The organism is Aureimonas fodinaquatilis (assembly GCF_008369445.1).
Classification (GTDB): domain Bacteria; phylum Pseudomonadota; class Alphaproteobacteria; order Rhizobiales; family Rhizobiaceae; genus Aureimonas; species Aureimonas fodinaquatilis.
This window is the reverse complement of the sequence record NZ_VTWH01000001.1, coordinates 896,074-915,478: the sequence shown is the minus strand read 5'-3', so window position 1 is coordinate 915,478 and position 19,405 is coordinate 896,074. Positions and strand designations below refer to the sequence as shown.

Annotated in this window: 18 protein-coding genes; 7 read left to right on the top strand and 11 right to left on the bottom strand. The window is 57.7% G+C overall.

The annotated features are described in order from the left end of the window. Window positions 1-12: 12 nt before the first annotated feature. Window positions 13-237, bottom strand: coding sequence for a hypothetical protein (locus FPY71_RS18415; protein WP_188052196.1), 225 nt, complete (start codon window positions 235-237; stop codon window positions 13-15). On the opposite strand from FPY71_RS18415, the gene FPY71_RS04260 reads away from it, so the two are divergent. The 6 genes from FPY71_RS04260 (at window position 227) to FPY71_RS04235 (ending at window position 10,162) form a co-directional block, all read left to right on the top strand. Continuing rightward, entirely contained in the window at window positions 227-1,492 is a 1,266-nt protein-coding gene (locus tag FPY71_RS04260; protein WP_188052195.1) for an efflux RND transporter periplasmic adaptor subunit, read from the top strand. The genes FPY71_RS18415 and FPY71_RS04260 overlap by 11 nt on opposite strands. Continuing rightward, complete coding sequence (locus FPY71_RS04255) at window positions 1,489-4,614, top strand: efflux RND transporter permease subunit (RefSeq protein WP_149297919.1); 3,126 nt, start codon at window positions 1,489-1,491, stop codon at window positions 4,612-4,614. The genes FPY71_RS04260 and FPY71_RS04255 overlap by 4 nt, the downstream gene beginning before the upstream one ends. 39 nt (window positions 4,615-4,653) lie before the next feature. Then, a complete protein-coding gene (locus tag FPY71_RS04250) occupies window positions 4,654-6,468 on the top strand; it encodes an ABC-F family ATP-binding cassette domain-containing protein (protein ID WP_149297917.1) in 1,815 nt (604 codons plus the stop codon). 226 nt (window positions 6,469-6,694) lie between these two features. Then, window positions 6,695-8,047 carry a DEAD/DEAH box helicase gene (locus tag FPY71_RS04245; RefSeq protein WP_149297915.1) on the top strand — a complete coding sequence of 451 codons (1,353 nt, stop codon included), beginning with the start codon at window positions 6,695-6,697 and terminating at the stop codon, window positions 8,045-8,047. Window positions 8,048-8,173: 126 nt separating this feature from the next. Then, a complete protein-coding gene (locus tag FPY71_RS04240; protein ID WP_149297913.1) occupies window positions 8,174-9,757 on the top strand; it encodes an ABC-F family ATP-binding cassette domain-containing protein in 1,584 nt (527 codons plus the stop codon). Window positions 9,758-9,847: 90 nt separating this feature from the next. Continuing rightward, entirely contained in the window at window positions 9,848-10,162 is a 315-nt protein-coding gene (locus FPY71_RS04235; protein WP_149297912.1) for a polyhydroxyalkanoic acid system family protein, read from the top strand. 32 nt (window positions 10,163-10,194) lie between these two features. On the opposite strand, the gene FPY71_RS04230 is transcribed toward FPY71_RS04235, so the two are convergent. The 3 genes from FPY71_RS04230 to FPY71_RS04220 all read right to left on the bottom strand — a co-directional run bounded on the left by FPY71_RS04230 (window position 10,195) and on the right by FPY71_RS04220 (window position 12,140). After that, window positions 10,195-10,863, bottom strand: coding sequence for a response regulator transcription factor (locus tag FPY71_RS04230; protein ID WP_149297910.1), 669 nt, complete (start codon window positions 10,861-10,863; stop codon window positions 10,195-10,197). Between the two features lie 248 nt (window positions 10,864-11,111). Then, window positions 11,112-11,660 carry a hypothetical protein gene (locus tag FPY71_RS04225; RefSeq protein WP_149297908.1) on the bottom strand — a complete coding sequence of 183 codons (549 nt, stop codon included), beginning with the start codon at window positions 11,658-11,660 and terminating at the stop codon, window positions 11,112-11,114. Window positions 11,661-11,738: 78 nt separating this feature from the next. Further along, window positions 11,739-12,140 carry a DUF423 domain-containing protein gene (locus tag FPY71_RS04220; RefSeq protein ID WP_149297907.1) on the bottom strand — a complete coding sequence of 134 codons (402 nt, stop codon included), beginning with the start codon at window positions 12,138-12,140 and terminating at the stop codon, window positions 11,739-11,741. A gap of 122 nt (window positions 12,141-12,262) precedes the next feature. Here FPY71_RS04220 and cysQ point away from each other — a divergent pair, with 122 nt between their 5' ends. After that, entirely contained in the window at window positions 12,263-13,084 is an 822-nt protein-coding gene (cysQ, locus tag FPY71_RS04215) for a 3'(2'),5'-bisphosphate nucleotidase CysQ (RefSeq protein ID WP_425457854.1), read from the top strand. 106 nt (window positions 13,085-13,190) lie between these two features. On the opposite strand, the gene mnhG is transcribed toward cysQ, so the two are convergent. From mnhG to FPY71_RS04180, 7 genes are read right to left on the bottom strand one after another with little or no spacing between them, the layout of a single operon-like run. Continuing rightward, on the bottom strand, window positions 13,191-13,559 hold the full coding sequence (gene mnhG / locus FPY71_RS04210) for a monovalent cation/H(+) antiporter subunit G (RefSeq protein WP_149297905.1): 369 nt from the start codon (window positions 13,557-13,559) through the stop codon (window positions 13,191-13,193). Further along, window positions 13,556-13,930 (bottom strand): cation:proton antiporter, encoded by a 375-nt coding sequence (locus FPY71_RS04205; RefSeq protein ID WP_149297903.1) that lies wholly within the window; start codon window positions 13,928-13,930, stop codon window positions 13,556-13,558. Before FPY71_RS04205 ends, mnhG begins: the two co-directional genes overlap by 4 nt. Beyond that, entirely contained in the window at window positions 13,927-14,400 is a 474-nt protein-coding gene (locus tag FPY71_RS04200; RefSeq protein ID WP_149297901.1) for a Na+/H+ antiporter subunit E, read from the bottom strand. The genes FPY71_RS04205 and FPY71_RS04200 overlap by 4 nt, the downstream gene beginning before the upstream one ends. Then, window positions 14,397-16,097, bottom strand: coding sequence for a proton-conducting transporter transmembrane domain-containing protein (locus FPY71_RS04195; protein ID WP_149297899.1), 1,701 nt, complete (start codon window positions 16,095-16,097; stop codon window positions 14,397-14,399). Before FPY71_RS04195 ends, FPY71_RS04200 begins: the two co-directional genes overlap by 4 nt. Window positions 16,098-16,102: 5 nt before the next feature. After that, window positions 16,103-16,480, bottom strand: coding sequence for a Na+/H+ antiporter subunit C (locus FPY71_RS04190; protein WP_149297897.1), 378 nt, complete (start codon window positions 16,478-16,480; stop codon window positions 16,103-16,105). Then, window positions 16,480-16,896 (bottom strand): Na(+)/H(+) antiporter subunit B, encoded by a 417-nt coding sequence (locus FPY71_RS04185; protein WP_149297895.1) that lies wholly within the window; start codon window positions 16,894-16,896, stop codon window positions 16,480-16,482. Before FPY71_RS04185 ends, FPY71_RS04190 begins: the two co-directional genes overlap by 1 nt. Further along, window positions 16,893-19,271, bottom strand: a complete 2,379-nt coding sequence (locus FPY71_RS04180) for a putative monovalent cation/H+ antiporter subunit A (protein WP_149297893.1) — start codon at window positions 19,269-19,271, stop codon at window positions 16,893-16,895. Before FPY71_RS04180 ends, FPY71_RS04185 begins: the two co-directional genes overlap by 4 nt. Window positions 19,272-19,405 lie beyond the last annotated feature (134 nt).

Genomic DNA, 19,405 nt, shown 5'->3' with positions numbered 1-19,405 from the left:
TGAAACACAAGGTCAAGTGCTCAACACGGCCGTTTCAAACACTCGCGTTTTTGCTGCAAAGCACCATGGCGTTCCAGGCAGAAATGCTTCAGGCAACATTTCGCGCAACAAAACGTTACGAAAGAAAACGCCGTTTGGTAGAAATTTGTGAAGAATGGTCATCAATGATGGTTTAGCGATAATGCTATAAGGGCAGATGATATCGCCGATCATGGCAAAGGAACCAATGGCCTTCATTCGACAGATATTTGCCGCACTGTTTGTTGTCTGCGCGCTGGCGCTGGTTTCGTTGTGGGCGTTTGAAACACCGGGCCGCGCATTGTTGGCATACCGCGACAGTCTGCCCTCCCCGCTCGTCTCTCTGGTCGAAGCAGTCTCACGCGGGTCGGAAACAAAAATTTCCGCCACGCCCCAGCGCTCGCGCCAAAATCAGGCGACACTGGTTGTAACCGATATCGTCCGACCAGACGTCACTCGCGACAGGTTGCGCACAATCGGCACCGGGCAGGCTCAGCGTTCAGTTGCCATTTATCCGGACGCAACCGGACTGGTTCAGGAAATCAATGTGCGCTCTGGCGACGCGGTTGAACAGGGGCAGGTTCTGGCCACCCTGCGCAACAGCAACGAGACAGTGGCAGTCCAGCGGGCCCGCATTGCACTGGAAGCGGCGCAGGAACAGGCCACCCGCTACCAGTCGTTGCTGCGCACCGGGGCAGTCACGACCGTGCAGAATGATGAAGTGCGCCGCGCGGTGGAAGCCGCTGCATTGGACCTTCAATCAGCGGAAATCGCCCTGGAAGACCGCAATATCACCGCGCCGATCAGCGGCCGCATCGGCCTTGTGACGCTTGAGCCGGGAGCGCTGGTTTCAAACCAGACGTTGGTTGCAACTCTGGATGACCGGTCGCAATTGAAAGTAGTGGTTGAAATACCGGAGGCATTCGTTCCGCAAATTGCACTCGATCATGCGGTAACAGCCATACCCACGACCCGCACGGGCAAGCAATATAGCGGGCAGATTTCGGCGCTGGACAACCGGGTTGATGCTGCCAGCCGCACCTTGCGCGCCGAAGCAACCGTGGACAATGTAGCCGATGACTTACGGCCCGGAATGTCTTTCACGGTGGATATCGGCTTTCCCGGCCAGCAATATCTTTCTGTCGATGCACTGGCTGTTCAGTGGGAACGCTCGGGCCCCTATGTCTGGGTTGTGTCTGACGGGGCGGTTCGCAAGGCATCTGTGAACATCATCGAACGCAGCGTGAACCGGGTTCTTGTATCTTCCACCGAGCTGGCCGCTGGAGATGCGGTGGTGACAGAAGGGCTGCAGCAGTTGCGCGAGGGCGCACCTGTGCGCCAGCAGAACCCGGCAGCACTGCCTGCCCTGCCGGATGAAGTGCCAACCGTTGACCGTTCGCCGGCAGCAAGCGGCGACAGGGCCTTCCTTGCACAGGGTGATGTGCCCGGCCAGACAAGATCTGCAACGCCATGAGCAAGATGGCACAGGATGGTGTAACCAAATTCACCTCGCTGTTCATCCGACGGCCGGTTCTGACGCTGGTCCTGAACATGCTGATACTGGTTGCCGGTCTGGCAGCTTTCCAGTCCGTTGAAATCCGTGAACTTCCAAATGTCGATCGCCCGGTCATTACCGTAACCACAAGTTATGAAAGCGCTTCGCCCGAGGCGGTCGACCGGCAGGTGACGAGTGAGGTGGAAAGTGCCATTGCCAGAGTTGCAGGCATCGTTTCCATTTCATCCAGCTCGCGGCTTGGCAACAGCCGGGTTGTCATTGAATTTTCCGATTCAACCGACCTTAATGTTGCAGCCAATGATGTGACGAATGCGGTTGCGGCAATTGCCAACCGGCTGCCGGATGACGCTGATGAGCCGCGCATCGTCAAAGCTGATGCGGATGCCGACGCAATCATGCGGCTGGCCGTTCTTTCCCCCTCCATGAAGATTGAGGACCTGACAACGCTGGTCGACGACCAGATTGCAGACAGAATTGCCGCCGTGGAGGGCGTGGCGGAGGTTACGCTGTCTGGCGACCGCGAGCAGCAGATCTATATCGACATTCGCGCAGATGAGCTGGCGACACGCGGCCTGACGCTGACCGATCTGACAGACGCGCTGGCAAACGCTTCCATGGATGTGCCTGCGGGTGCGCTGGAATCTGCCAGCCAGAAGCTGATTGTTCGGGCAGATGCCAACCTTTCCACGCCCGAAGAGTTTGGCGAAATTCTGCTCAATCGCACCACAAGGCTGCACGATATCGCCAATGTCCGCATTGGCCCGGATGAAGCTTCGTCGAAATTGCGGGTTAATGGCCAAACCGGCATCGGGCTGGAAATCGTTCGCCAGGCCGGTGCCTCCACGCTTGCAATCTCAGAGGGTGTGCGCTCCACCATCGAAACGCTGAATGCCGGTTTTTCCGATGGCACCCGAATTGTGCTGATCAGCGATGAAGCCGTGTTTATCAACGGGTCGATTCACGAGGTGCAACTGACCCTTGGGCTTGCGGTGATGATCGTTATTGCGGTTATCTACCTGTTTCTTTTGTCCATGCGAGCAACCCTCATTCCGGCGGCAACAATTCCGGTGGCGCTGATTGGCGTTATCGCCTGTATCTATCTGGCCGGATTTTCCATCAATATCGTCACCCTGCTGGCGCTGGTTCTTGCCACCGGTCTGGTTGTTGATGACGCGATTATCGTTCTGGAAAACATTGTCAGACGGCGGGATATGGGCATGAGCCCGCAGGCTGCCGCCGTTATCGGCACGCGCGAAGTGTTCTTTGCCGTCATTTCCACCACAGCAACCCTGGCTGCAGTTTTTGTACCCATATCGTTTCTGCCCGGCGTTGCGGGCGGCCTGTTCCGTGAATTCGGCTTCGTGCTGGCACTGGCCGTCATCATCTCATCCTTCATTGCGCTGACACTGTGCCCGATGATGGCCTCTCGGCTGCTGGCGCGCGAAGGCCGGCACAACAACACCGGCAAGGTGAAACGTTGGGTGGGCGAAACAGGCGTCAGGCTGGGCCAGATTTACGCCCGGCTTTTGCGGCTGGCCCTGAATTTTCCGCTGGTGGTTGTCGTCATCTCGCTGGTTTTCGCGGGCATTGCCGCTCTGGCTTTTGGCAATATTGCCCGCCAGTTGACCCCGCCGGAAGACCGCGGCGTGATATTGATGATGATCACCGCGCCGCAAAGCTCCAGCCTCGATTATCTGGATGCGCAAATACGCCGGGTGGAAGATATAGTCATTCCCTATGCGGAAAGTGGAGAGGCCACGAGCGCCTATTCCCGCATCGGCATTATGAACGGCAATGCCGCCTTCATGGTGGTGCCGCTGGCAGACTGGAATGCGCGTGAAAGGACACAGCGGCAGATTGCCAGCGAATTGAACGTGGCCTTTGCCGAAATTCCCGGCGTGCAGGTGCAGATCATTCAGCCCAACTCGCTTGGCATTCGTGGTGGTGGCAGAGGCCTGCAATTTGCGTTGACCGGCACATCCTACACCGCACTGGCCGACACGGCAGAGACATTGCGCACGGAAATGGCGGCAGATGGCCGCTGGGGTTCCGTACGGCTGGCATTTGAAGCCACACAACCGCAGCTTTCCGTTTCCATAGACCGCAGCCGGGCTTCGGATCTGGGCATTGATATCAACCGGCTGGGCGTGGCAATGCAGGCGCTGCTTGACGGGCGGGAAATTGGCACAACCTTTGTGGAAGACCGCTCTGTCCCCATCCGGCTGGTGGCATCTGCCGATCCGGTGAATGATCCGGGCGACCTGTCAAACATCTTCCTGCGTGTGCCAGACGGGCGCATCGTGCCACTGTCCACCGTGGTGTCGGTTATGGAAGAACCCATTGCCCCTACCCTGTCGCGGGAAAATCAGGCGCGCGCCGTTGGCATGTCCGCCGACCTGCCAGCCGGTGCCTCCATGCAGCAAAGCTGGAATGAGCTGGCCAGTTTTGCCGCGCCCTATCTGCCTGCCGGCACGCAGATCATTCCGCTGGCTGAAGCCGCCACATTGCAGCAGACATCCAGTGGCCTGACACTGGTTTTCGGTTTTGCCATCATCATTGTGTTTCTGGTTCTGGCTGCCCAGTTTGAAAGCTTTGTGTCGGCCTTTATCATCATCGCCACCGTACCCTTCGGCCTGGCATGCGCGGTGTTCGCTTTATTGTTCTTCGGCGAAAGCCTCAATCTGTACAGCCAGATCGGGCTTGTGCTGCTGGTTGGCATCATGGCCAAGAACGGCATTCTGATTGTGGAATTTGCCAACCAGTTGCGCGATCAGGGGCGCAATGTCCGGCAGGCAATCGAGGAAGCCTCGCTCATTCGCCTGCGTCCGGTGATGATGACGATGATTGCCACCATTGCCGGCGGTGTGCCGCTGATCTTTTCCGCCGGGGCCGGTGCCGAAGCGCGCGCCTCGCTTGGCTATGTCATTGTTGGCGGGCTTGGGCTTTCCACGGTGGCAACACTGTTCCTGACACCGGTGGCCTATCTGGCGCTTGCCCGCTTTTCCCGCCCCAACAGCGAAACAGAGGCAGAGCTGGAGCGCGACATTGCGGCGGCACAAACCAGTCTGCGGTCAGAATAAGCTCTTTCCAAAAGTTCCTGTCATCAGATAAGAAGCGGCATGGCTCTTCCTCCGCTTCTTCGTCTCGACGATATTCACCTGACTTTCGGCGGCACACCGCTGCTTTCCGGCGTTGAATTGAATGTTCTGCCGCAGGACCGCATTGCGCTGGTAGGCCGCAACGGTTCCGGCAAATCCACGCTTTTGAAAATTGCCGCCGGAATTGTCGAACCAGACAAGGGCGAGGTGTTTCGCCAGCCGGGTTCCACTGTGCGCTATCTGGCGCAGGAGCCAGACTTTGGCGATGTGGAGAGCGTGGAAGAGTATGTTGCAGCGGGTCTTGGCCCAGCAGACGACAAATGGCGCGTAGCCCGGCTTCTGGAAGGATTGGGACTGAGAGGCGATGCCCGCCCGGCCGATCTTTCCGGCGGGGAAGCGCGGCGCGCGGCCTTGGCTCGCGTGCTGGCGCCAGAGCCGGACATTGTGCTGCTGGATGAGCCGACCAACCACCTGGACCTGCCAACCATTGAATGGCTGGAAGATGAAGTGCGCGCCATGCGCAGCGCCATTGTCATTATCAGCCACGACCGGCGGTTTCTTGAGCGCACAACCCAGGCCACGGTGTGGATTGACCGGGGCGGCAGCCGCCGCCTGAATGAGGGCTTTGCAGCATTTGAGGGCTGGCGCGACAAGGTGCTGGAAGAAGAAGAAACCGCGCAGCACAAGCTGGACCGAAAGATTGTGCGCGAAGAGCACTGGCTGCGCTATGGCGTGACGGCGCGGCGTACCCGCAATGAACGCCGGCTGGCTGCATTGCACCAGATGCGAGCCGATAGACGCGACGCACGCCGCGCAGTTGGCGCAGTGGAAATGGTGGCTGGCGAGGCGCGGGAAAGCGGCAAGCTGGTGATCGAAACCATTGGCATCAGCAAGGCCTTTGGCGAGCGGGTGTTGGTGAACGACTTTTCCACCCGCATTCAACGTGGCGACCGGCTGGGCCTTGTCGGGCCAAATGGCGCTGGCAAAACCACTTTGCTGAAAATGCTGATTGGTGAATTGCAGCCCGATTCCGGCAAAGTGCGCATCGGCACCCGGCTGGACATTGCCTTTCTGGATCAGAAACGCGCCCGTCTGCGGGATGACCTGCCGGTGTGCGATGCTTTGACCGACGGGCGCGGCGATCAGGTTATGGTTAATGGCGAAGCGCGCCATGTTGCAGGCTATTTGAAAGACTTTCTGTTCCAGCCCGAACAAATTCGCACACCTGTCGGCAATCTCTCCGGTGGCGAACGGGCACGCCTTCTGCTGGCCAAGGTTCTGGCCACGCCTGCCAATTTTCTCGTGCTGGACGAGCCGACCAACGATCTTGACATGGAAACGCTGGACCTGTTGCAGGAACTGATTGCCAATTACCCCGGCACAGTGCTTCTGGTCAGCCACGACCGTGATTTTCTGGACAGAACCGTTACCAGCGTTATTTCGCCGGACGGCAATGGCCGCTGGCTGGAATATGCTGGCGGTTACAGCGACATGGTGGCGCAAAAACGAGGCGCCGAAAAAGAGGCCCGCAAGGCGGAAAAGCCAAAACAGGCAGCCACAGACAAAGAGCCCATTACCGCTGCGCGCAATACGCCTGCCTCAAAGCTGTCGTTCAAGCAGAAATTTGCGCTGGAAAATCTGCCGGGCAAAATAGCTGGGCTGGAACGCGACATTGCCGCTGCGGAAGCAGAAATGGCAGACCCGACGCTGTTCACCAAAAAGCCGGCGCGCTTTGCCGAACTGGCAAGCAAGATCGACAGGGACCGGGCAGAGCTGGCGGCTTCGGAAGATGAGTGGCTGAACCTTGAAATGCTGAAGGCAGAATTGGAACGATGAGGCTTTGGCGCAGTCAGCCTCTTGACGCGCCGCACAAATAAGCCGATATGAGCGCTTGTAACGCTGTGATCGCGCTGCGCCCGTCTGTAACTTTTTTGAACGTGCGCCTGCCAATGCCGTTAAAGGTGTTTGGCCACAGCCCCGTGCCAGAACGTCGCTTCCGCGCGAAGACATCTGGCCATTTCGGCAGACAGCAGCGCTGTCTGCTTTCAGTCATAGGCATTCCTTGACCCAAATTCGTTTTGAAGCACTCGGGCTTTCCGAAGTGCTGCTTGCCGCACTTTCCAAATTGGAAATTGTTACCCCTACCCCTATTCAGGCCAAAGCCATCCCGTCGGTTCTTAAAGGACGTGACGTGCTCGGCATCGCTCAGACAGGCACTGGCAAAACCGCTGCATTTTCTCTGCCGGTTATTGATGCCTTGATGAAAGCTGGCGATCGCGCTTCTGCCAAACATTGCCGCGCGCTGTTTCTGGCGCCCACGCGTGAACTGGCACTGCAGATCGCAGAAAATGTGAAAGCCTATTCGGCTGGCACCCCCATTCGCCACATGGTGGTTTTTGGTGGTGTTTCCATTCGCCCGCAAATTGAAACCGCGCGTCGCGGTGTGGACATCGTTATTGCCACTCCGGGCCGGCTTCTGGACATGATCGACCAGAAGGCGCTGTCGCTTTCCGAAGTGCGCCATGTTGTGCTGGACGAAGCTGACCGCATGCTGGACATGGGCTTTGTGCGCGATGTCATGCGCATTGTTAAACTGCTGCCAGCCAAGCGCCAGTCGCTGCTGTTCTCGGCCACCATGCCAAACAATGTCGAGACACTTGCTGCGCGCATTCTGTCTGACCCGGTTCGGGTGGAAGTCACACCTGAAGTGGTTACCGTCGAAAAGATCAATCAGAGCATTTACCTTGTGCCGCAAAAGGCCAAGAAGCACTGGTTGATTCAGGAACTGCCGAATTATGAAAAGACGGTTGTGTTCACCAGAACCAAGCACGGCGCAAACCGCCTGACAACGGATCTGGAAAAAGCCGGCATTCAGGCTTTGGCCATCCACGGCAACAAAAGCCAGGCCGCACGCCAGAAGGCATTGTCAGAGTTTCATGCGGGCAAGCTGAAAGTGCTGATTGCCACCGACATTGTGGCGCGCGGCATTCACGTTGACGACATTTCACATGTCATCAACTTTGATCTGCCGGAAGAGGCTGAAAGCTATGTGCACCGCATTGGCCGCACGGCGCGTGCTGGCAAGTCCGGCATCGCCATTACCCTGTGCGACCCTTCAGAGCGCACAAAACTGCGCAGCGTTGAAAAGCTGACAGGTCTGCGCTTTGACGTGCAGAAGACCAGCTTTTCTGACAGCGCCGTGCTGGCAACCCTGCCAGAGGAAAGCAATCAGCGTGGCCCACGCCCGCAGCGTGGCCGTGCCGGCCAGCCAACCGGTGACCGCAAGCCACCACGCGGCGGCAAGCCGGGCGAACGCCGCGGCAAGGCACAGGGCAAGCCAGGCGGTGAAAACCGCTCCGCCAAACCTGCCGGCAATCGCTGGAAGCAGGGTGGCAATCGCGGCGCATCCGCTTAAATCAATAAGGAACCACGCTGGCGAACAATCGCCAGCGTGGCTCTATTCAGACTGGAGAGATTTTCGCCATGGACCGGACCAACGCTGCTTTAACCCCTCTGGTAACGCTGCGAGAAGTCATGCCCCATGTCGGCAATTGTCTCTTTGAACGGACTGTTCTGGTCCACGCCTGACGGCACCACGCTTTTCAACAATCTGCAATTGAGTTTTGCACGTGAACGCACCGGCCTTGTCGGGCGCAATGGCACGGGCAAAAGCACATTGCTGCGCCTGATTACAGGTGAAATCAAACCTGCGGCGGGTGCGGTGCAGCTTCGTGGCAGCATGGCCATGTTGCGGCAGGATGTGACTTTGCACCGGGATGCAACCATTGCCGATCTGTTCAACTCACGATGCGCACTCGACCTGCTCGAGCGGGCGGAAAACGGGTTGGCTGATGCCGATGAGCTGGCAGATGCGGACTGGACGCTGCCTGCACGGATTGAAATGGCACTTGCGCGGTGCGACCTAGCAGCCACGGCACAAACGCCATTGTCCAGCCTGTCCGGCGGCCAACGCAGCCGTGCAGCATTGGCCGCGCTGCTTGTTGCTGATGCCGACAGTCTGCTTCTGGACGAACCCACAAACAATCTCGACCGCGCCGGTCGAAAAGCGGTGCTTGATATTGTCACAAGCTGGACGGGTGGTGTCATCATCGCCAGTCACGACCGCGAGCTTCTGGAAGAAATCGACGCCATTGTTGAGCTGACGTCGCTGGGCGCTACGCGATATGGCGGCAATTACAGCGACTATCAGCAACAGAAAGCTGCGGAAATCAGTGCGGCAGTGCGCGGCCTTGCCCATGCTGAAAAGACCCGTGATGAAACCGACAGGCGTGCGCAACTGGCGGCGGAGCGAAAGGCCCGTAAGGACGGGGCCGGGCACAGAGCCCGCGCGAAAGGTGACCAGCCGAAAATCCTGATGGATGCCGCCAGGGGTCGGGCTGAAGCTTCCGGTGGCGCAAGCAACCGCCTGCGTGATGCCAGACGCATGGCAGCAGACGAGGAACTGGCAGGCGCGAGGGAAAAAATCGAGATCCTGCAGCCGGTGTGCATGGACATTGCGCCCACCGGCCTGCCCGCTGGCAAACAGGTTCTGCGGCTTGAAAATGTCACAGCCGGTTACAACCCAGGCCAAGCGGTCATTTCCAATCTGTCGCTCTCCATCACCGGTCCTGAGCGCGTGGTTATCGCCGGACCGAATGGCAGCGGAAAATCAACCCTATTGAAACTGATCACCGGTCAGATCATGCCGCAAAGCGGCGTGCGGCACTGCAAGGTGCCGTTTGCGCTGCTCGATCAGCATGTGGAACAACTGAATCGGGTACAGTCCTTGCTGGACAATTTTCTGAGCCTGAATGCTGGCGCAAATCAACATATGGCGCACGAAGCCCTCGCACGGTTTGGCTTTCGTGCCGCAGATGCTTTGCGCCTGGCTGGCGATTCCAGCGGTGGCGAGCGGGTGCGTGCGGCACTGGCATGCGCTCTTGGTGGTCTGCCGCCGCCATCACTGCTCATTCTGGATGAGCCGACAAATCATCTGGATCTTGAAGGGATTGCCGCGCTGGAAGCCGCCCTCGCCGCCTATGATGGCGCGGTGCTTGTCGTCAGCCATGACGCAGGGTTCATCCAGTCACTCGGCCCGCACAGACGAATGGAATTGCCGGAGTGATGGTGGATGATAATATTGGGAAATGCTCTGGAATGATTGCGCAATCCCGCGTTCTGCCCCATATCCCCACCATTGAAACGGAGCAGCAGCATGGCCAAAACCGTCACGGTGGACATTTCCCACGAACTCACCCGCGATGCCGCCCGCGCAAGAATAGCCAATGGCTTCGACAGGGTGCGCTCCGAGGCGACGGGTGGCCTTGTCAGCTTTGAAGATGTCTGGAGCGGCGATCATCTGGATTTTCGAGCCAGAATGATGGGCCAGTCTGTTGTCGGCAGGTTGGATGTGCTGGACAATCATGTCCACATCGAAATTGATCTGCCGGGCTTCCTTGCCTCGCTTGCCGAAAAGGTTACCGGCAAGCTGAAAAAGGAAGGTACATTGCTTCTGGAAAACAAGAAGTAGTTTCTGCTGTTCCAGTCAATGCTGGCCTGGTGTCAGACCCCGATGCCGTAGCCAAGGTAACGCTTGGATGAAACCGGGTCATAACCAAGACGCATTTTCAGTTTTTTCCGCAATTTGGAAATATGACTTTCAATGACGTTCTCTTCGACGTTCTCGTCAAAAATTCCGTAGATGGCAGAAAACAGCTGCTGTTTCGAAACCCGGCGCCCCTTGTTGGCGACCAGATATTCCAGAATGCGGCGTTCGCGGCGTGGCAGAACCAGAGGTTCTCCGCCAACTTCTGCATCTCGCCCATCGCTGAAAACGCTGATTTCATCGGCATCCGTGCGGCGGCGATCCTGCGTGTCCCGGCGGCGAATGGCACCTACCCGGGCCAGAATTTCACGCACATGCACGGGCTTGGCCACCACATCATCAATGCCTGCTGCAAACAGGTCCAAGGTGGTGGTGAGCGCTCGGGTTTCCGCCAGTGCAATCATTGGCGCATTGCTGCGGCCACGCACAAGCTTCGTCAAAGTGTTTCTTTCAGGAAAGTCCCCGAGCAGAAAGGCTTCAACTGCCGATACGTCAGTATCAGAGGCGCTTTCAACCCATTCCTGAAAATCTTCAACCTGAAAACCGGCTGATGAAACACCCTCTCCATTTAGGAGAGACTTGTATCCGCTTGTGACAAGCTCGCGATTGTCCACCACAACGATCATTTTGTCCCCGCCGAATCAGTTAACCCCAACCTGGTTATTTGATAGCCGGAGACAGGGAATCCGGGCCATCCCTAAAATTAACTAAGCGACTCAGAGTTTGATTCCACTTAACGCACCAACTTGTTGCTGTTAAAGGGTTACTTGACTCCAACCGCATTAAGAAAAAATTTACGCTTGTTGTCGCTTTTTCTATTCCGGCGCGGAAAATGAGTCCTTTGGGCAACAGTTTCTGAACGCAAATGCCCGCTTCACGCGTGGCCAGCCGGCAGACGCACGGCTTCCAGCACCTCGATCAGCCGCCTCGTCTGGCCGGTATCTGTCTCATTGTCACTGAGCTTGGGAAAATGGTCGATGCGCACGGCGCTTTTGCCCTCTGCCATGATCAGGCGGAAATGCACATCTGTTGCAGCCTCCAGAAGGCGCATATCCAGTTCAACCACAGGCGGCCTGTTCCAGTTGACTTGAATATCGCCGCCATTGGAAAAAGACAAAGCTCCTGCTTTCAAATGCAATTGGCAGGAGGATTCAAGAATATCGGAAATATTGCCCATGGCTTCCATGCGAAGAAATGCAATGTAATCCGCGACGTCGACAAGACGCAGTTCTGCAATCACCTCACGCAGTGCAAAGGCCAGCAGGCGTTCCCTTTCGGGTCCGCGACTGTTGTCGCTTAAGTCCGGCATGGCGTGATAACCCATATGGCGCTGCTTTCCCGACACTGTGCCACCTGATGAAAGCAGCTGCTGCAAAAACCTGGGAAAGACGCCCCATGCGCCTGCCCTGTCAGTTGCGACCATGAGGCACAGACCTTGCCACTGGCTTGTGGTTCCGGGAAAAATCAACGCGAGGCTTGCGCGGTGCTTGCAACCCGCAGATCAGCGGCCAATTTCGCCTTGATCCGCGCGGTTTCTGACCCAGGCTGTGATGGCGCAGACAGCAATGCTTAACCAGCCAAGTATCAGCAGCATGCCACCACTTGGCGCAGCATTGGCGAACAGTCTGGCATCAAATACCAGTCTGCTGGCCAAATCACCGGAGAACAGCAGAACGCCGGCGATCAGCATGGCACCGGGTACATGGCGCGCGGTGATCAGTTGTGCAGGGGCAAGCGCCAGTGCCAGCAGCGCCGGAGCGTGCACCAGTGCAATGGCGCTGCCAATCGCAGGCAAGGGAGATGACGTGGCATGTGCCGCATAGGCTGCCCCGGCGGTTCCTGCCGCGCCGAACAGCCCGGCAAACACAATCATCATCACACTTGCCGCGTCTGCCTTGCGCATTGAAGTCATCCCCTGCCAAACCGCGAAACCTTGCCCCACTGTCTGCCAGAACCGAGAATAAAAGGCCAGCAATCGGACAAGCTGCCTGAATATGATCGTTGCCATGCAACGTGCCTTCTGCAATGAAAGGCTTGCTACGCCAGCAGGGGAAAAGGGCAGTGCTTCAGCATTTGATGGATGTCATGCGCAATGTCGCATCCGAAGCGGGCATGGCCATCATGGCGGTTCGGGCGGATGGTTTTGTCACCGGTTGGAAAGCCGATGCCAGCCCTGTCACCAAAGCCGACAAGGCGGCGGAGGCTATCATTCTGAGCCGCCTGGCCGAAGCTTTTCCAGACATTCCTGCCATGGCGGAGGAAGCCTGCTCCGAAGGAATGGAAGGCTGCGCCACGAAGACGGGCTTTTTCCTGATTGATCCGCTGGATGGAACACGGGAATTTGTGGCGGGCCGTAACGAGTTCACTGTCAATATCGCGCTTGTGCAGGCCGGACGCCCGGTTGCCGGCGTGGTGTTTGCCCCGGCATTGAACGAAATGTATGCCGGTTCTGCACTGGGCGCGTTCCGCTGGTGCACGCCCTATGGCGATGCAGAACCGATTTCCGCTCGCGATTATGTGCCCGAGGCCGCAGTGGCACTGGCCAGTAGGTCGCACAGGACAGGACAGACGGATCTGTTTCTGGAGCGCCTGCAGCCGGCGCAAATCGTGTCCATGGGCTCATCGCTGAAATTCTGCCGCATCGCCGAGGGCGTTGCGGATATTTACCCCTGCTTCGGCACCACAATGGAATGGGACACGGCTGCGGGCGAAGCCGTGCTGGAAGCGGCAGGCGGCACTGTGCGTACACCCGATGGGCTGACCCTGACTTATGGCAAGCACGAGCGGCTGGGCCGTGGGGGCTTCGCCAACCCGGAATTCATTGCAACCGGCAGAACCGCAGGTTGATCAGAAGCGTTTCCAATTGAAACGGCTGCGCTGCAACAGCAGGACGATGCGACCGCACAAAAGGTGGGAGCAGTATCAGTTGATCGAATGACGGCGTGAACCGCTCTTATCCGGTCAGCGTATCCACCTCGTCTTCCGGCTGCGACTGCGCCATGGAACGTTCGTCCCGCACAGATCCTTCCCACATGCGATAGCCGGCAGACTGCGCTGCCTTGCCCAGAAGATGTGCCGCAATCGGCGCGGTCATCAGGAAAAAGATGATAGCGGCAATGGCCCGTAGCACTTCAGCCGTTTCGTTGGAAACAATGGCCAGCGCCAGCAGCATCAAAACCGAGCCAACCGTGCCGGCTTTGGCCGCCGCGTGCATGCGCGTATAAAAATCCGGGAAGCGCAGAATGCCGATGGCCGCCACCATGGTAAAGGCCGCACCGGCGAGCACCAGAAGCGAGGCGATGAGATTGCCGATGCCACTCATCGCAACACCTCATGATTGCCAATGGGTTTGCGAATATGCCGCTGTTCGGTTTCCTGTGTCTCCTGCACAGGAGATCTTTCCGTGTCGCCGCGCACCATGATGAAGCGGGCAAATGACACTGTGGCCAGAAAGCCGACAAGACCCAGCGCAATGGCCACGTCAACATAAAGCGTAAAGCCGGTATCGATGCCAATAATGGCAATGAAGCCGATTGAGCTGGCTGTCAGAAGGTCCAGCCCCAACACCCGGTCCGGCAGGGTAGGCCCTTTGTAGATGCGAGTGATGGTCAGCACAAAGGCCACACCCAGCATGGCCAGTGCGATGGAAAGGCTCCAGTCCAGAACGCTGTCTGAAAATTCCAGAAAACTCATCGCAATGCCTCCAGCAGTTTGCGTTCAAACCCGCGGGCAATACGGCGGCGCTCCGCATCCGGATCGGTACAGTCCAGCGCATGAATGAAAAGCGTTGTGTGGTCTTCCGAAACATCCAGAACCAGCGATCCCGGCGTCAGGCCCACCAGGCTCGACAGCATGGCAATTTCATAATCCCGGTCCACCATCATTCGATAAATGAACACGCCGGGTTTGAGGTCCAGTTTGGGACGCAACGCCGCCACTGCCACCCGCCATGCCGAAACGAAAATCTCCGTAAACAGATAAAAGATCAGGGATGCCACACGGCCACTGCGCCGGACATAGCCGCCGGTGCCGATCTGCTCACGGATAAGGCCAAGCGTGAAGGCCGACAGAATGAAGCCGAAAACCAGATTGGTCAGGCTGAAAGCCGCCGTTACGATGACCCAGACCAGCGCCAGAACAATATTGACAACAAACAAGGTCATGGCGCTGACACCTCCAGGATGGATGACAGATAACCACGCGGCTGCAATAGTTCTGCTGCCGCCTGATAACTGAATTTGGCCAGCCATTCCGGCCATAGTCCGGTAGCGATGACAAAGATGCAGAGCGCAACCAGAGGCACCAGGGCAACCGGCGTTCCGGGGGGCGGCGCGCGAAATGTTTCTTCCGCAATCTGCCGTGCCTCACCCACATCTGCCGCCGCGGCCAGCGCGGGCAACGGGCGCCAGAACGCCAGTGCAAATGCGCGGATGCAAGCTATAGTGATCAACAAACCGGACAAAAGAATGACGGCGGCAAGCCATGGCAGATCCGCCGAGACAGAGGCGCGCACCAGAAGCATTTTCGGCCAGAAGCCGGAGAATGGTGGCAGACCGGCTACCGCCAGCAACAGAACCAGGAACATGACCGAGAAAATCGGGTTCCGCCGCCACAAGCCACCCATTTCATGCAGCGAGGATGAGCCGTTGCGGAATGCCGCGACACCGGCAGCAAGATACAATGCCGTCATCACCACAATCGAGTGAATGGCATAGAACAAGGCACCGGCGAGCCCGGTGGCCAGCGTCGTCAGTTCCGCCCCGTTGCCCTCAAGCCCGCGATTGCTCAAAACACTGGCCGCACCGGTCGTGATGCTGTCCGATGCGCTTTCCAGAAATGGCGGAATGGCCATGCCCGCCAGAATGGTGCCTATGCCGGTGATCACCACATAGTTCAGCATGCGCCGCATGTCGCTCTGCGCCAACGCGCCCAGCGCACCGGTCATCATGGTCAAGGCAGCCATCCACGCCATAACCATGCCAAGCCCGCCACGCTCTGGCGGAAACAGCATCAACTCAACCCGGATCAGTCCATAAACGCCAACTTTGGTCAGCAACCCGGCAAACAGCGCCGAAACCACAAAACGTGGCGTGTGGTAAGAAGCCGGGAGCCAGAAGTTCAGCGGAAAGGCAGCCGCTTTCATGGAGAAAGCCACGAGGAACAGGGCCGCGATGGTCAACAGCGTTCCATCGCCTTCCACTGCAGCGGCCTTGACTGCAATATCGGCCATGTTCAGTGTGCCGAAAGTGCCGTAAATATAGCCGGTGGTCAGCAGAAAAACCGTTGCGCCGATCAGGTTCAGAAAGCAGTACTTGGTCGCACCGTCCAGCTGTTCACGCTCCGAGCCCAGAATGAGCAGGCCGAACGAGCCGATCAGCATCACTTCAAACCAGACATAAAGATTGAAGATGTCGCCTGTCAGGAACGCTCCGGAGACGCCGGCCATCAACATGAACAGGAACGGATAGAACCCGTAGCGCCGCTCTTCCTGATCTATGGATGCTATTGCGTAGATGCCGCACGCCAGACCAACAAAGCCCGCAACCGTCAGAAACAGCACGCTGGTCATGTCTGCCACGAAGGATATGCCATAAGGCGGCTTCCAGCCACCCATAGCCATAGCCAGCGTGCCATTGCGCCAGACTTCAGCAAACAGTGCAATGTCTGCCGCCAGCAACAGCACCAGCCCGACCACGGCCACAGGCGCATGCCAATGCATCTGCCGACGCAGCATCAACAGCCCTGCCCCGAACAGGAAGCAGATAATCACCGGCAGCACCAGCAGCCAGGTCCTATAGTCGGCTGTCTCCAGCACCATGGCCTGACGAAGCATTTCTTCGATGCTTTGTGTTGCTGTCATTTCTTTCAGTATCCCAGAGGGGGAAGCCCCTCATTTTCAGGTTCGGCAACCCGCATGTCCTGCGTGTCATCAGTTTCAAGGTCCTGATAGGCGCGGTAGGTCAGGACCAGCAGAAAAACAAAAAACGAAAATGAAATAACAATTGCCGTGAGGATCAGCGCCTGCGGCACAGAATTGGCAATTGCCATGGGCGGCATGTCCAGACCGCCCGGTATCAGAGGCGGCGCTATGGGCCCGATGCGCCCGGCAACGAAAATTGTCAGGTTAACGCTGTTGCCCAGAAGAACGACGCCCAGCAACATGCGGATGATATAGCGCGACAACAGAAGATAGATCGCGAATGTGAACATGATGCCAATGACAACGGCGAGTGCAATCTCCATTAGTCCACGTACCTCTCTTCAAGAGACAGGGCGATGGACGAAATAGACCCGACCACAACGAGATAAACACCGACATCAAAGAACAGGGCCGTGGATATTGGCGCGCCGCCAAGCGCATTTGGAAACCACCACAGACCCGTCATGAACGGGAAGCCCGCGAAGATGGAAGCGCAACCGGCAAGAACCGCAATGATAAGGCCGAAACCGGCATAACCGATCGGGTGAAAGTGCAGAGCGCGCCGCACTGTATCCACGCCGACCGCCATACCATAGACCGCGATGGCCGAGGCAGCGATCAACCCGCCGGCAAAACCGCCGCCCGGTTCATTATGGCCACGCAGCAATACAAACAGCGAGAACAGAAACATCAGGCTGGTCAGGTATGGCGCCATGACCCGGAAAATAACTGTTCTCATGATTGCACCTCGCTTGCAGCCCGTTTTTTCTTCTTCACTCCATGCCGGTCTTTCTTGGAAACCCGGATGCGAACCAGCGCCAGAATGGCCGCACCTGTGGTCAGCACAACGGCAATTTCGCCCATTGTGTCCACTGCCCGGAAGTCCACGAGAATAACATTCACGATGTTGCGCCCATGCGCGATGACATAAGCGTATTTGACATAGAAATCTGACAGATCCGTGTTCAGTTCAGTCTGGGTCACGGTGATCAGGAACAGAGCCAGGCCAATTCCACCCAGTGCCGCCAGCGCAAATTCGGGTGTAACCTCCCGCCATGGCCGCCTGTCAGCCGGCTGCAGCCGCAGCCGGGTCATAACCAGGGCCAGAATGGCAACCGACAGAATTTCAACCATGAACTGGGTAAACGACAGATCCGGAGCGCCAAGCAGCAGGAACAGTAGCGCCACTGCCAGACCCTGAATGCCCAGCGACAGCATGGCCGTCAACCGGTTGGGCGCAATGGCCACCACAACGACACCCAGCACCAGAATGAACAGCAGCATCCATTCGTAGAAATACAGCATCGGCCATTCCGGCAGGCTTGGCAGACCACCTGTGGCAATCATCGTAACCCACAAGACGCCAATGATGACCAGGAAGGTCGTGCGCATGTAGTAATCCAGCCGCCCCGGCTGCAGGAAATTCGTCAACCCGGCCGAAAATATGATCAGCCCGCGCATGAACTGGTCGAACCCCCGGTCCGGACCCCAGCCGATGGCCGTCAACCAGCCGGCAACCCGTGCTCTGGATTCCTTGGACTTGCGGAAAATCATAATGCCGGCCAGCACAGTTACGATTGACAGGCCCAATGGCGCGCCGATGTGGAAGCCAAGAGCGACTGTCAGCTCGATGGTTTTGTTGAGCGTAACCGAAGCCATCGGATTGGAAATGTACTGGTGAATCAGGAACGGGAAGACGCCGGCCGCCAGGCCGACCGCGCCCAGCACAAGAGCGGGCAGCCAAACCATCAGCGATGTTTCATGCGCGCGGCGCAAGCCGCTGGGCAACTGCCCGATAAACGGCTTCAGCGCCACAATCAGCACGGTGGCAAACATCAGCGTGTTGCCCACCAGCGTAATGAGTATCATCGCCGCCATGTATGGCGCCGACCCTGCCCCCACTGCCGCCGCATAAATTTCTTCCTTGGCCAGAAAGCCGAACAAGGGCGGCAGCCCGCCAATGGCGGCAGCACCCAGAAGCGCCGCCGCAAATGTAAACGGCATGGTGCGAGCCAACCCGCCAAGGGCGCGAATATCACGCGTGCCAGCCCCATGGTCTACCGAACCGGCCACCATGAACAGGCAGGCCTTTGCCAGCGAGTGCGCCACGACATAAAGCACCGCCGCTTCCAGCGCGATGTCCGTGCCAATCCCGATCAAAAGCACCAGCAAGCCCAGCGAACCCACTGTCGTATAGGCAAGGATCAGCTTCACATCGCTTTGCCGAAGCGCCAGCAATGCACCTATGACCAGCGTGACACTGCCGAATGGCACCAGCAGCGCTTCCCACAGAACGGTGTCCCCCAAAGCCGGGAAAAGCCGCATCAGCAGATAGATGCCCGCTTTGACCATGGTGGCAGAGTGAAGATAAGCGGAAACCGGCGTTGGCGCTTCCATGGCATTGGGCAACCAGACGTGGAACGGCATCTGCGCGGATTTGGTGAATGCACCAAGCAGCACGCAAAGAAGGATCGGCACATACAGCCCGCCCTCGATAATGGCCTCCGGCTGCGCAATCAGCTGAGACAGCGTGGTGAAGCCCGTGCTCTGCCGGATCATGATGAACCCGGCCAGCAGCGCCAGAGCGCCCATGCCGGTGATCACCAGCGCCTGAATGGCACCGCGGCGTGCCAGTTCACGCTCGTGCTGGAAGCCAATGAGCATGAACGACGTGATCGATGTCAATTCCCAGAAGATGAACAGCGTCATCAGGTCATCGGCAAGCACCAGACCCAGCATTGCACCCATGAACAAGAACAGAAACGCATAAAAGCGACCGATCTTGTCGCTCTTGTACATATACCCGCCGGAATACAAGATGATCAGCGCACCAATACCTAGTATCAGCAAAGCGAATACGTAAGACAGGCCATCCAGGCGGAAGGAAAATGCCACATCCAGGCTTGGCACCCAGTTGAAGCCGAAAACAATAGCTTCATGTGCCTGGATCTGGGCGGAAACGGAAAAAATAAGTGTAAACGCGGCGATGGGAAACAGCGCCAGAATAAAACTGGAATATTGTTTCAGATAGCGTTGCGCTGGTGATGCGACCATGGAAGCAAGAAAAGGCAATGCGACAGCTAAATAAAAAAGCTGTTCATAATGGCCTCTCATGCGGTCGATCTCCCTCTACTTTGACGGCCGTTATGGCTAGGGAAACGAACGATCCATGCTAACCGACTGACTGCTTTTCCATGTTAGGTTTCAAGATTGATTCTTCAACCCGTTGCCGCCACTTTAACACCTTG